Genomic DNA, 13,132 nt, shown 5'->3' on the forward strand with positions numbered 1-13,132 from the left:
GGGGCTATTTATCCGCGTTGTCCGCGGCATCGTGCAGTTCTGCCGCGAACAGCGTGTTCTCGAGTAGCGAGGCTACCGTCATGGGACCGACGCCCCCGGGTACCGGCGTAATGTAGCTGGCCCGGTCGGCGGCGGACTCGAATTCGATATCACCGATCAGATGGCCGTCTTCCTGGCGATTGATACCCACATCGATCACGATCGCTCCTTGCTTTATCCACTCCCCCTTGACCAGCCCCGGCTGACCCACCGCAGCGACCACGAGGTCCGCACGCCGGACGTGCTCTTCAAGGTCATGAGTGAAACGATGACAGACCGTGGTAGTGCAGCCGGCAAGCATGAGCTCCAAGGACATGGGGCGGCCGACGATGTTCGAAGCACCCACGACGGTGGCGTTCAGCCCTCGGGTACTGAGATCGCTTTCCTGCAGCAGAGTCATGACGCCCTTTGGCGTGCAAGGCCTCAGCATGGGCAAGCGTTGCGCCAGACGACCCAAGTTGTAGGGGTGAAAGCCGTCTACATCCTTGTCAGGCCGAATGCGTTCGAGGATCGGACGCTCATCCAGGTGTTCGGGTAATGGCAACTGCACCAGTATGCCGTCTACTGCAGAATCCGCGTTCAGGTCGTCGACCAGTTTTTCCAGCGCCTGCTGCGAGGTGTTTTCAGGCAATTGATGACGAAAGGAGTGAATGCCCGCCTCCTCACAGGCGCGATGCTTGTTGCGCACGTATATTTCGGAGGCCGAGTCTTCACCCACCAAGACGACGGCGAGACCGGGAATACGACGTCCTTCCTGATGTCTTGCTTGTACTTGGCGGGCGACCTGGTGGCGTACCTTCTCGGCAATGGCCTTGCCGTCGATCAGTTGTGCGGGCATCAAGAATTCCTGTCGTGACATTTGGTCGTGAAGTTCAATGCGTCTGGAAGAAGAGGAAACAAGACACGGATTTTCGCATGTGCAGCGCCCGGCTCAAAGCCTTTACAGCGTTGTGTAGAACGCACTTGGACAATGGTACTTGACCGCAGGGGAATCTAGCGTAGAATACGCAGCGCTCGGCGACGCCTCAGGTTTGTCGTTCGAGTGTCGGCAATAGGCCTACGGGGTATAGCGCAGTCTGGTAGCGCGCCTGCTTTGGGAGCAGGATGTCGGGGGTTCGAATCCCTCTACCCCGACCAACTCATTGACTCGCTTGATGTAGTTGTTCGATGGGCTTGCAGGCGAATGTCTCGGGCCATACCATGCGCCTATAGCTCAATCGGATAGAGCAACGGCCTTCTAAGCCGTAGGTTGCAGGTTCGAGTCCTGCTGGGCGCGCCAATGTCTGGCAAGCACGATACGCAAGACATGCCAAGCGTTCCCGGTTAGCAGCGATGATCGATATGGTGGATGTAGCTCAGTGGTAGAGCCCCGGATTGTGGCTCCGGTGGTCGTGGGTTCGATCCCCATCATCCACCCCATATCGTTTCATCCAGCTACAGCAACACAGCAATACAATATCGTGGTGGATGTAGCTCAGTGGTAGAGCCCCGGATTGTGGCTCCGGTGGTCGTGGGTTCGATCCCCATCATCCACCCCAAGATGTTGGCTCGATCTCTCCTGATATCTTTTTTTATTACTTGTATTCACGAATTTTTCATTTAGCGATCGATTCGTTTCAATACGCAAGTAAGTCAATGAATTCAGTATTTTCCCCGTTTGCTCTTGCAAGTGCCTTCACCTATCCCCATTGATGCAATGACAGCGTGCTTGCCAGCACGTCACGGTATTCTTAAAATCCTGCACTTTTAAATACATTCACAAATGCCCAGCCGGTTAGAGGACCTTTCATGCAAGCTTCCGTCGAGACGACTTCACAGATCGAACGCCGCGTCACGGTTCAGGTGCCCGCTGCAGAGGTCGATCAGGCTGTTACTGCCCGCCTCCAGGACACCGCGAAAAATGTCCGCTTGAATGGTTTCCGTCAGGGCAGGGTGCCGATGGCCGTCGTCAAGCAGCGTTATGGCAACGACGTGCGCAACGAAGTTGTCGGCGAGATGATGCGCCAGCATTATGTCAAGGCAATTACCGAACACAGTCTCAATCCTGCCGGGTATCCTGCCTTGGAGCCGACGGTGAACGAGTCCGGCAAGGATCTCGAATTCGTCGCTACGCTGGAAATCTATCCCGAAGTCGAGCTGGCTTCTATCGAAGGCACCGAAATTGAGCGTCCGGTGGCCAAGATAGAAGATACGGATGTCGATCAGATGATTGAGACGCTGCGCAAGCAGAACGCCAACTGGGAGCCAGTCGATCGCGCTGCCGCGGAAGGCGATCAGGTCAAGCTCGATTTCAAGGGGTATCTCGGCGATGAACCCTTCGAGGGCGGTGAAGCTGAAGGCCATGAGCTTGTGCTCGGCTCCAATAGCTTCATTCCAGGATTCGAAGAGCAGCTGGAAGGGGTCAAGGCGGGCGATGAGACTGAAATAAAAGTGATCTTCCCCGAAGATTATCAGGCCGAGCATCTGGCGGGTAAGGAGGCGACCTTCAAGGTCAAGGTACATCAGGTCAGTGCCCAGCAGTTGCCGGAGATCGATGCTGAATTCATCAAGCAGTTTGGTGTCGAAGACGGTGACAAGGACAAGTTCCGTACTGAAATACGCAAGAACATGGAGCGCGAGGTCAAGCAGGCCATCGACAATCGCGTCAAGCAGCAGGTGCTCGAAGCCCTCAAGGACGCCAATGACATTCCGGTGCCTGCATCGCTGATAGAGCAGGAGACCGAAGGCCTCAAACGCCAGGCTGCTCAGCAGTTTGGCCTGGGAGAGGATTTCGATGTATCTCAACTGCCTAATGAACTCTTTGCCGACCAGGCCAAGAGCCGAGTGCAGATTGGGTTGCTGCTGGCCGAAGTGATCAAGGCCAACGAGCTGGAAGCCAGCGACGATGAAATCAAGGCCAAGGTTGAAGAGTTGGCTCAGCAATATCAGCAGCCGGAGCAGGTAATTGAGTATTATCTCAAGGACGAGCAGATGAAAAATCAAGTCAAGTCTGCCGTGCTTGAAGAGAAAGCGGTTGATAAACTGCTGGAGCAAGCTCAGGTCAAGGACACTGAAATGACCTATGAGCAAGCGCTGAAAGCTGCTCAAGAGGGTGGCAAGGAAGACGAGGGCGCGGACGACAACGAAGACGCGTCCGTACAAGGCTGACTTCGAGCCAAGCAGCTATATGAACAGACCCGGCTACGGCCGGGTTGCTAGTCACTGGCGCTTTCCGAGTGCAAACTGGATATGATTTTCAAATCATTGGATTAGGGTGGTCACGCAATGGGCAACGAGTACGAAATTCAAAACGCTGGCGGTCTGGTACCCATGGTCGTCGAGCAGAACGCGCGTGGAGAGCGGGCTTACGACATCTACTCGCGACTGCTTAAGGAGCGTGTAATCTTCCTCGTTGGTCAGGTAGAAGACTACATGGCTAATCTGGTGGTAGCCCAGCTTCTGTTTCTCGAGTCGGAGAATCCGGACAAGGACATTCATCTTTATATCAATTCACCGGGTGGCTCCGTGACGGCGGGCATGTCGATCTATGACACCATGCAGTTCGTCAAGCCGGATGTCTCGACGGTCTGTATCGGCCAAGCCGCCAGCATGGGTGCACTGCTGCTGGCCGGTGGTGCCAAGGAGAAGCGTTTCTGCTTGCCCAACTCGCGCATGATGATTCATCAGCCATTGGGCGGTTATCAGGGGCAGGCGTCGGATATCGAGATTCATACCAAGGAAATTCTCAGCATCCGCCATAAACTAAACAGGATTCTGGCCGATCATACTGGTCAGGACATCGAAACGATCGCTCGCGATACTGACCGTGACAATTTCATGAACGGTACGCAGGCGGCTGAATACGGCCTCATCGACGCTGTGCTGGAAAAGCGTCCGGTCTCCTGATGATATAAACCCTATTTTTTGCATACTCTGGCGGTCGTTCCGGACCGCCACAGCCAAGAGGTACGCTAATGGCCGACGGCAAAGGCAAAGACAAAGACGAAGGCAAACTGCTGTACTGCTCGTTCTGTGGCAAGAACCAGAATGAAGTTCGCAAATTGATTGCTGGTCCTTCCGTCTATATTTGCGACGAGTGTGTCGACCTGTGCAATGACATCATTCGCGAGGAAGTCCTTGAGGCCGACGCAGAAGGTGATGATGATCGCCTGCCGGCACCTCGTGATATTCGCAATACGCTCGATGACTACGTCATCGGTCAGGATCGCGCCAAGATGGTGCTGTCCGTCGCGGTCTACAATCACTACAAGCGTTTGCGGATGGAATCAAAGTCCGATGACGTTGAACTGGGTAAATCCAACATCCTGTTGATTGGACCGACCGGTAGCGGCAAGACGCTCCTCGCCGAGACATTGGCGAGACTGCTCAACGTACCGTTCACCATTGCGGATGCCACCACCCTCACCGAGGCGGGTTATGTTGGTGAGGATGTCGAGAACATCATTCAGAAATTGTTGCAGAAATGCGACTACGATGTAGAAAAGGCTCAGAAGGGCATCGTCTATATTGACGAGATCGACAAGATCTCGCGCAAATCCGACAACCCTTCCATTACCCGGGATGTGTCCGGGGAAGGTGTGCAGCAAGCGCTGCTCAAGCTGATTGAAGGCACTACCGCTTCGGTACCGCCCCAAGGCGGGCGCAAACACCCACAGCAGGAGTTCCTGCAGGTCGATACGGGTAATATCCTGTTCATCGTCGGTGGCGCCTTTGCGGGCCTGGACAAGGTGATCCGCGATCGGGCCGAGAAGGGCGGAATTGGCTTCAATGCCACGGTCAAGAGCAAGGATTCCAGCAAGGGCGTAGGCGATATACTGCTCGGCGTGGAACCCGAAGATCTGGTCAAGTTTGGTTTGATACCGGAGTTCGTCGGGCGCCTCCCGGTCATCGCCACCTTGACTGAGCTGAGCGAGGATGCACTGGTTCAGATTCTTACGGAACCCAAGAACTCGCTGATCAAGCAGTATGCCAAGCTGTTCGACATGGAGCACGTCGAACTCGATTTCCGCGAAGACGCATTGCGTGCAGTGGCGCGCAAAGCGATGACGCGCAAGACGGGGGCCCGTGGACTACGCTCGATTCTCGAATCCGTGCTGCTGGACACCATGTATGAAGTACCCTCGCTGGATGGCGTTTCCAAGGTGGTAATAGACGAGTCGGTCATTGCCGGCGATAGCGAACCCTTGCTTATCTATTCCAGTCAGGAAGAAAGCAAGGTGGCAAATAAAGACGGTTGATACAGCGTGAACCAAGGGGGCTAACGGCCCCCTTTTTCTTGTCGTCGAATAATTGTCTTCTACAATTTGATGGTTGCAAAACGCGGTTTTACCCCCATCAATAGCATTATTCATCTGGCGCTCCATTAGCGCACCATCCCCCGATTCGTGAGGAACTTCTGCGATGCAGCAGAATGCCGAACAGACGTTCAGTTTGCCCCTTCTGCCGCTGCGAGATGTCGTTGTCTATCCGCAGATGGTAATTCCCCTATTCGTTGGCCGCGAGAAGTCGATTCAGGCGCTCGAGGCTGCCATGGAAGTCGATAAGCGCGTCCTGCTGGTGGCGCAGCGCGAGGCAGGTCAGGACGATCCGGATACCCGCGATCTGTTTGCTGTCGGCACCGTCGCCGAGATCATGCAGCTACTCAAGCTGCCGGATGGCACGGTCAAGGTGCTGATCGAAGGCACTTCCCGGGCCGATGTGCACGAGGTAAGCGTTGTCGAAGAAGGCTACAGCGTTGCCGAGATTGCCCTGCGTGAAAGCGAACCCCTTTCCGAACGCGAGCAGGAGTCCCTGGTGCGGGTGCTGCTCAACCAGTTCGAGCAATACGTAAAGCTTTCCAAGAAGGTGCCCAACGAGGTGCTCAACTCCCTGCAAGGGATCGAGGACCCGAGCCGACTCGTCGATACTATTTGCGCCCATTTGTCGCTGAAGATTGGTGACAAGCAGGAATTGCTGGAAATGGATCGAGTGCGGGATCGTATCGAACATCTCATGGCACTGATCGAATCCGAGATCGATCTGCTACAGGTGGAAAAGCGCATACGCTCCCGGGTCAAGGACCAGATGGAGAAGTCCCAGCGCGAGTACTATCTCAATGAGCAGATGAAGGCCATCCAGAAGGAGATGGGTGAGCTCGAGAACGTGCCCAACGAGGCAGAAAAGTACGAGCAGGCCATCAAGGACGCGGGCATGCCCAAGGAGGCCGCGGACAAGGCAACTCAGGAGCTGGGCAAGTTGAAGATGATGGCGCCCACCTCCGCCGAGGCGACCGTGGTGCGCTCCTATCTCGATTGGCTGATAGCGGTGCCCTGGAAGAAGCGTACCCGGGTCAAGCACGACCTGACTCACGCCGTCACGGTGCTCGATGAGGACCACTACGGCCTGGAAGAGGTCAAGGAGCGTATCCTTGAATACCTGGCCGTGCAAAAGCGTGTCAAGAAGCTCAAGGGACCGGTTCTGTGCCTGGTGGGGCCGCCTGGGGTGGGCAAGACCTCTCTTGGACAATCCATCGCCCGGGCAACCAATCGCAAGTATGTGCGTCTTGCCTTGGGTGGCGTGCGGGACGAATCCGAGATTCGTGGCCATCGCCGTACCTATATTGGTTCGCTACCCGGCAAGATGATTCAGCGTATGAGCAAGGCAGGCGTACGCAATCCGCTATTCCTGCTCGATGAAATCGACAAGATCGGCATGGATCATCGCGGCGATCCATCCTCTGCACTGCTCGAAGTACTCGATCCGGAGCAGAACAACTCCTTCAGCGATCACTATCTGGAGCTGGATTACGATCTTTCGGATGTCATGTTCATCTGTACTGCAAACTCGATGAACATTCCCGGACCGCTGCTGGATCGCATGGAAATCATTCGTCTGCCGGGGTATACCGAAGACGAAAAGCTGGCTATCGCCAATCGCTATCTGGTACCCAAGCAGCTCAAGGCCAACGGCTTGAAAGAAGGGGAGTTGAGCTATTCCGATGACGCCGTGATGGAGATCATTCGCTACTACACTCGGGAAGCCGGGGTCCGTGAACTCGAGCGTCAGATCGCCAAGGTATGCCGTAAAGTATTGCGCGAACGCGTCGAGGAAGAGACCAAGGAGGGCGCTCTGGCGCCACGAGCACTGGTCGCTGCGGATATCGAAGCTTATGCCGGCGTGCGTCGCTATAGCTATGGCCTGGCGGACATGGAGCACCAGGTAGGGCGCGTTACTGGGTTGGCCTGGACCTCTGTCGGGGGGGAGCTACTCAATATCGAATCCGTGGTGATGCCGGGTAAAGGCCGAATACACAAGACCGGCTCTCTGGGCGATGTCATGAAAGAGTCGGTGGATGCGGCACATACGGTTGTGCGGGCTCGGGCAGTGGCCATGGGAATCGATCCCGAACGCTTCGAGAAGGAAGATCTGCATATCCACGTTCCCGAAGGGGCAACGCCCAAGGATGGTCCCAGTGCCGGTATTGCCATGGTGACCGCCATGGTATCCGCGTATACCGAGCAGCCGATTCGCTGTGATGTGGCGATGACCGGTGAGGTGAATCTGCGTGGCGAAGTCATGCCCATCGGGGGGCTAAAGGAGAAATTGCTGGCCGCTCGGCGCGGTGGTATAAAGACGGTGCTCATTCCGGAAGAGAATCGTCGCGATCTCAAGGAAGTGCCGGACAATATCAAGAATGCTCTCGATATTCATCCAGTACGTTGGATCGATGAGGTTCTTGAGCTCGCACTGGTAAATAATACGGATGCTAATGGGGATGATAATCGTCCTGATGATTCGGTAGCTTCCAGTTCGATAGTAAGTACCCATTAGGCTGCATAATACAAATTATTATTTGTCAAACGTCGAAATGGCGCGGGTTTGCGCCTTATTTACTTGACACAAGTTTCGCGGCATTGCTATAAATTGCGTTTTGCTGCGATCGTGCGAGCTGCCTGAAATGAAGCGCCGAATTACAGTAATTTCTGAAACAGTCAAGGGGTGAAATGTGAACAAATCTGAGCTGATCGAAGCCATCGCTGCATCTGCCGATATTCCTAAAGCGGCAGCAGGTCGTGCCCTGGATGCGATGATCGATTCCGTTACCGACAGCTTGAAAAAAGGTGATTCCGTAGCCTTGGTTGGGTTCGGAACGTTCAGTATCAAAGAGCGCGCTGCTCGCACTGGTCGCAATCCGCAAACAGGCAAGCCGATCAACATCAGCGCTGCTAAAGTACCCAGCTTCAAGGCTGGCAAAGCACTCAAGGATTCGGTCAACTAAGCAAACGGTATCCAGGTGTGAGCCCAGAATCTGGCAGTGATTCCAGGATGCCATCGATTCAATTCATGGCATGTGACATGCTCATTTCACCCACCGTTGTTTCTTGTGACCTCCAAGCTAGGCGTATCGCGTAAGCGATACGCTTTTTTATTATTCCGTCTACAGCATTCGAGGTTAGCATGCTGCAACAAATCCGCGACCGCTCTCAAAGTCTGATCGCCAAGATTATCGTGGGTGCCGTAGTCGTCGCCCTTGCGCTTTTCGGTATTGAGTCCGTGGTAGGCCTGTTCACCAGTGGTGCCGATGACGTTGTCGAGGTCAACGGTGAGCCAATCACCCGGCAACAAATCGAAACGGAAGTCCAGCGTGGCATTCGTTCCGGTCAGGTCCCCCCGGAGCAGGAGCGTCAGTTGCGCAATCAGGTAACCGAACAGTTGGTGACCCTCGAACTGCTCGATCAGTACATTGCCGAGGGTGATATGCACGTCTCGGATCAGCAGCTTGACCAAGTAATCGTCAATCGTGCCGAATTCCAGGATCAAAGCGGCAATTTCTCCACGGATCTGTTTCGCAATCGTTTGGCCAGTGCAGGGTATACGCCACTCTCCTTTCGCCAGCAGCTCAAGAACGACCTCATGCGCCAGCAGATGCAGCAGGGTCTGACCGCCAGTGATTTTCTACTGGATAGCGAGCGTCAACGACTCGCCCAGTTGCAAAACCAGACGCGCAGCTTTCGCTATCATGTACTTACACCTGAAGATGTCGATGCCGAGATCGATATTACCGATGCCGATCTGCAGTCCTATTACGATGCGCATCAAGCGGAATATCGTCGTCCGGAAGAAGTCCGCTTGAACTACGTCATTCTCGATCAAGCAGATATGGCGAAGGATATCGAGGTCGATGATCAAGCGTTGCGTCAGGCTTACGCTAAGCGCCAAGACAATGCGGAACGCCGGGTCTCCCACATCATGGTGACCTATGGCGATGATCGCACGGAGCAAGAGGCGCGTCAGCGTCTTGAAGAAGCTCGGCAGCGCTTGCAACAAGGTGACGACTTTACCGCGCTGGCCGCGAAGTACTCGGATGACGGGACCACCGCTGATGATCAGGGTGATCTGGGATACATCAGTCGGGGGTTCTTCGATGAAGCCTTCGAAGAAGCTGCCTATTCCCTCGCACCTGGCCAGGTATCGGATATCGTCGAGACGGACAACGGACTGCATATCCTCAAGGTAACGGAGCTTGATTTGCCTCCTTTCGAGGAGTTGCGCGATACGCTGCGCCAGGAGTTGGCACTTGGGCAGGCTGGTGATCGTTTCAATGAGCAGGCGCAGCGTCTGATCGACGAGAGTTTCGCCGCGGACGATCTGGCAAGCGTTGCCGAGGATCTCGGCCTCGAGCTACAGCAGAGCGACTGGGTATCCCGAAATGATGCCGAGGGCGTGCTGACAGAGCCGGCTGTGATGGCGGCAGCCTTTGAGCCCGATGTACTGGAAAATGGCTACAACAGCGAAGTAATAGAGCTCGACGACCAGCGGCGCATGGTGCTGCGAGTTGCCGAGCATCGAGAAGCAACGACGCTACCGCTGGAAGAGGTGCGTGACCAGGTGCAAGAACAGGTCAAGGCGAACAAGATTGATGATGCCTTGCGTGGCCGCGCCAGTGAACTGGCGGCATCGCTGCGCGATGGCCAGGCACCCACTCTAGAGTGGCAGCAGGCCAACCAGGTATCGCGTCAGGAGGCGGGGCAAGGAAATACGAATATTCCCGAACCGGTCTTGAGCACCGCTTTCAAGCTACCCAAGCCGGAACAGGAGAGCGTCTACGGCCAGACCACGGTCGAAGATGGTGTTGCTTTGATTGCCTTGACCGCTGTCAGCGAGAACGAACAAGCCGAAGATACCCAGGCGACCGGCTTCGCGAGTCAACTGACTCAGCGGCTGCGCGCTCAGGCTGCCGTACAGGGTCTGCTCGAGGAGCTTCGTGCCCAAGCGGACATCAAGCGGCTATAGACGTCCTATGCACTTATTTCATCTTGATGGAGCGCGGCTTTTGCCGCGCTTTTTTGTATTCATCCCGTGCTTTCAGGTTGCTACTTCCAAGGCAGCGATTCTGTAAAGAGCCACGTCGCGATGATCACCGCACAGTTCTATATCGAAGTCGAAGCGTAGGCACACCAGTGGCCGCCGTGGGTCACCGAACAAGCGGCATAGATTGCGCCCATCGAGCTGTTGGCAGCGAACGCCAGCAGGCTTGCCCTCGGGCATTCCGGGAATAGGAGAGCTGATCGATGGCGCAATACAGCAGGCACCGCATCCCGGACGGCAGCCGGTGGATTCATCGTTGCTCGGTCTAGCGTGATCGCTCATGGACTTGCCTCGGCAATGGCGCCCTTGCCAATACCTTCGAAGGCCTGGACGCGTACTCGTTGCCCGCAGTCCCGGGCGACCTGTTCTGCAAGCCAGGAAGCGATGTTTTCTATCGTGGTGGGCGTTGGCAGGATCTCGCAGCGCTCACGAGGTAGCCGCATCAGGAAACGCCCTTGCGCAGTGCGATACCCGATCGTCAGAGTGTCGTCCCGAGATGCGTTGTTGCCTGCTTCGAGAATGTCCTCCCCAGTCACCAGGTAGCGATCGTCGAGCCGCTGTGCCCATTGGGCTTCGAGCTCCGGTGCGCGGGCGCCATCGCACCAGATATGAAGCCGTGAACGATGGCCATGAGCAATGCGTTGACAGTTTCCTATGTGACGCTTGAGGCCATGACTGTAGGTGTAGGCGGCGCTCTCAATCTGCTCTTCGCGTAGATTGAGACGGATCGACTCGACCCGAGTCGGCGGTCGCCGCGTGAGAGTCTCGCTGTAATATCGCGCCAGCCGCTCGGTGCTGATTTCGCTCCAGGGAAGCATCGTGAAGGCTTGGCGAGGCGCTCTGATCTCGAAATCATAGGGCAGGGAGGCATGTACGCTGAGTCCTTCACTGCACTCTTGCACGGTAAGCTCGGGCGCCTGGGTCGGGATGACCAGCGTATGGTCCAGGCTTGCATCCAGGCGCGACTTGATCCACGGCTTGACCTCGCCGAAGTCGAAGAGCATGCCGTCTTCGCCCAATTCACCGTCGAGTGCGCAATCAACCTGCCAACTGGCACCTGTCAATCCTCGCTGCGGGCACCAGAGTGAAACATCAAGCTGGGTCAGGGCATTGACGAAAAGCGTCATTAGTCAATTTCCAGTGTCTTGTGCGTTTGCAGCGAAAGTCGCCAGTGTGGATGTGCCAGGCAGTACGAAAGAGCCTCGGTAACCGCCGAATCGGCACCGCCGGATGGCTGTAAATCCATGGGTTGTAGATAGAAGTAGCGAAATTCGAGGTCAATGAACCGTTCCGGCGGAGCATCCGGCTGGGGATAGACCAGCTTGAGTTCGTCGCCTTGGGAAAGCGCCAATGGCACCTTTCCCTTGGGGCTAACACATAGCCAATCGATACCTTTTGGCGGCTGGATCGTACCGTTTGTTTCCACTGCAATCTCGAATCCTCGCTCATGCATGGCATCGATCAACGTTTTGTCGAGTTGCAGAAGCGGTTCGCCGCCGGTAAATACCACATAGGGTACCCCATGACAGTCGGCGGCAGGCCAGAGTGCTGCTAGATGGTCGGCGAGCGCCTCGGCCTCAGCAAAGCGCCCGCCATGCTGCCCGTCGATGCCGACGAAATCCGTATCGCAAAAACGGCATTGGCTGGTAGCACGATCCTTCTCGCGGCCCGACCACAGATTGCAGCCGCTAAAACGACAGAATACGCTGGCGCGCCCGGTTCGCGCTCCTTCTCCCTGCAGTGAATAAAAGGCTTCCTTGACGCTATACATGGGCGGCAACTCCTCTTGGCGCATAGCGAATCGGATCGGTGAGGCCGTTTTTCTCGAAGGCGTCCAGGCGTTCGCGGCAGCTGCCGCATTCGCCGCAGGCCAGCTCATTGCCTTGATAGCAGGTCCAGGTCTGGGTGTAATCGAGTCCCATGGACAGACCATCGGCGAGAATGGCGGTCTTGTCGGCATGCAAGTAGGGCGCCTCTATTCGCACCGCCTCGAAATTGGCGATAGCGGCGACATCATTCATGCGCTCGACGAATTCCGGTCGACAATCCGGATAGAGCACATGGTCTCCGCCATGAGCGCCGTAAAAGCATACCTTGGCGCCAATGTTGACTGCTTGAGCGATCGCCAGCGACAGTAGAATCATGTTGCGATTGGGCACGACCGTCGCCGCCATACTGGCCTGGTCGTAATCGCCGCTTGGTAGGGGGCGGCTAGCATCGGTCAACGCTGAATTGTCGATCAGGGCGTGCATGGCGCGAATATCGATCACCTGATGAGCGATGCCGAGAGCGCGGCAGACGTCTGCGGCTATCGTGAGCTCGCGAGCATGCCGCTGACCATAGTGAAACGAGAGCGCATGCACTTCATAACCGCGTTGCAGCGCCTTGTGCAGTACCGTGTATGAATCCATGCCCCCGGAATAGACGACGATCGCCTTTGGGGTGCAATTGCCGTCACTGTCGTGATGTGTATCCGTCATGCCATAACCTTCCGGAGAATTTATTGATAGCGCGATAACGCGAGATGTACCACAGCCCGGGATCCGGGTGTCCGGGAAATAAATATGAAGCGGGAATGTTCGAATGGCGATTCGATCACAGCACATTGTAACGATTGAGCCCCTTGCCGGCCAGATTGAGTGCATCGGCAACAATCCCACGCGGCCGACATGCTTTTCCGAGGGTTCTGGTGATTCCCGTCGGCTAACGTTACTCTCGAGTGAGTCTTCTCATTGCCAATCAGGAG

11 protein-coding genes and 4 tRNA genes are annotated in these 13,132 nt (G+C 55.8%); 10 read left to right on the top strand and 5 right to left on the bottom strand.

Features of this window, described 5'->3' with window-relative positions; genetic code table 11:
- Window positions 1-4: 4 nt before the first annotated feature.
- Window positions 5-877 (bottom strand): bifunctional methylenetetrahydrofolate dehydrogenase/methenyltetrahydrofolate cyclohydrolase FolD, encoded by an 873-nt coding sequence (folD, locus tag H7850_RS04490; protein ID WP_227368189.1) that lies wholly within the window; start codon window positions 875-877, stop codon window positions 5-7.
- A gap of 222 nt (window positions 878-1,099) precedes the next feature.
- Between folD and H7850_RS04495 the strand changes: the two genes are divergently transcribed.
- From H7850_RS04495 to H7850_RS04540, 10 genes are all read left to right on the top strand, one after another.
- Window positions 1,100-1,176, top strand: a tRNA-Pro gene (locus H7850_RS04495).
- A 65-nt stretch (window positions 1,177-1,241) separates the two neighbouring features.
- Window positions 1,242-1,318: transfer RNA gene (locus tag H7850_RS04500), tRNA-Arg, on the top strand.
- A 65-nt stretch (window positions 1,319-1,383) separates the two neighbouring features.
- Window positions 1,384-1,458: transfer RNA gene (locus H7850_RS04505), tRNA-His, on the top strand.
- 44 nt (window positions 1,459-1,502) lie between these two features.
- Window positions 1,503-1,577, top strand: a tRNA-His gene (locus H7850_RS04510).
- A 250-nt stretch (window positions 1,578-1,827) separates the two neighbouring features.
- Complete coding sequence (tig, locus tag H7850_RS04515) at window positions 1,828-3,186, top strand: trigger factor (RefSeq protein ID WP_227368190.1); 1,359 nt, start codon at window positions 1,828-1,830, stop codon at window positions 3,184-3,186.
- Between the two features lie 117 nt (window positions 3,187-3,303).
- Window positions 3,304-3,924: an ATP-dependent Clp endopeptidase proteolytic subunit ClpP gene (clpP, locus tag H7850_RS04520; RefSeq protein ID WP_227368191.1), complete on the top strand. Its 621-nt coding sequence runs from the start codon at window positions 3,304-3,306 to the stop codon at window positions 3,922-3,924.
- Between the two features lie 68 nt (window positions 3,925-3,992).
- On the top strand, window positions 3,993-5,276 hold the full coding sequence (gene clpX / locus H7850_RS04525; protein WP_227368192.1) for an ATP-dependent Clp protease ATP-binding subunit ClpX: 1,284 nt from the start codon (window positions 3,993-3,995) through the stop codon (window positions 5,274-5,276).
- Window positions 5,277-5,439: 163 nt separating this feature from the next.
- On the top strand, window positions 5,440-7,848 hold the full coding sequence (gene lon, locus H7850_RS04530) for an endopeptidase La (RefSeq protein WP_227368194.1): 2,409 nt from the start codon (window positions 5,440-5,442) through the stop codon (window positions 7,846-7,848).
- A 175-nt stretch (window positions 7,849-8,023) separates the two neighbouring features.
- The gene (gene hupB / locus H7850_RS04535) at window positions 8,024-8,296 is read left to right on the top strand and encodes a nucleoid-associated protein HU-beta (protein WP_227368195.1); all 273 of its coding nucleotides are present in this window, start codon (window positions 8,024-8,026) and stop codon (window positions 8,294-8,296) included.
- 179 nt (window positions 8,297-8,475) lie between these two features.
- Window positions 8,476-10,311: a SurA N-terminal domain-containing protein gene (locus H7850_RS04540; protein ID WP_227368196.1), complete on the top strand. Its 1,836-nt coding sequence runs from the start codon at window positions 8,476-8,478 to the stop codon at window positions 10,309-10,311.
- A gap of 72 nt (window positions 10,312-10,383) precedes the next feature.
- Here the strand turns inward: H7850_RS04540 and H7850_RS04545 are convergent, their stop codons facing one another.
- The 4 genes from H7850_RS04545 to queC are packed head-to-tail and all read right to left on the bottom strand — an operon-like array spanning window position 10,384 to window position 12,866.
- Window positions 10,384-10,668 (bottom strand): YkgJ family cysteine cluster protein, encoded by a 285-nt coding sequence (locus tag H7850_RS04545; RefSeq protein ID WP_227368197.1) that lies wholly within the window; start codon window positions 10,666-10,668, stop codon window positions 10,384-10,386.
- A complete protein-coding gene (locus H7850_RS04550) occupies window positions 10,665-11,513 on the bottom strand; it encodes a 6-pyruvoyl trahydropterin synthase family protein (protein WP_227368198.1) in 849 nt (282 codons plus the stop codon). The genes H7850_RS04545 and H7850_RS04550 overlap by 4 nt, the downstream gene beginning before the upstream one ends.
- Complete coding sequence (gene queE, locus H7850_RS04555) at window positions 11,513-12,157, bottom strand: 7-carboxy-7-deazaguanine synthase (RefSeq protein ID WP_227368199.1); 645 nt, start codon at window positions 12,155-12,157, stop codon at window positions 11,513-11,515. The genes H7850_RS04550 and queE overlap by 1 nt, the downstream gene beginning before the upstream one ends.
- The gene (queC, locus tag H7850_RS04560) at window positions 12,150-12,866 is read right to left on the bottom strand and encodes a 7-cyano-7-deazaguanine synthase QueC (RefSeq protein ID WP_227368200.1); all 717 of its coding nucleotides are present in this window, start codon (window positions 12,864-12,866) and stop codon (window positions 12,150-12,152) included. Before queC ends, queE begins: the two co-directional genes overlap by 8 nt.
- Window positions 12,867-13,132: the final 266 nt, after the last annotated feature.

Source organism: Halomonas sp. M20, assembly GCF_020622265.1.
GTDB lineage: Bacteria > Pseudomonadota > Gammaproteobacteria > Pseudomonadales > Halomonadaceae > Modicisalibacter.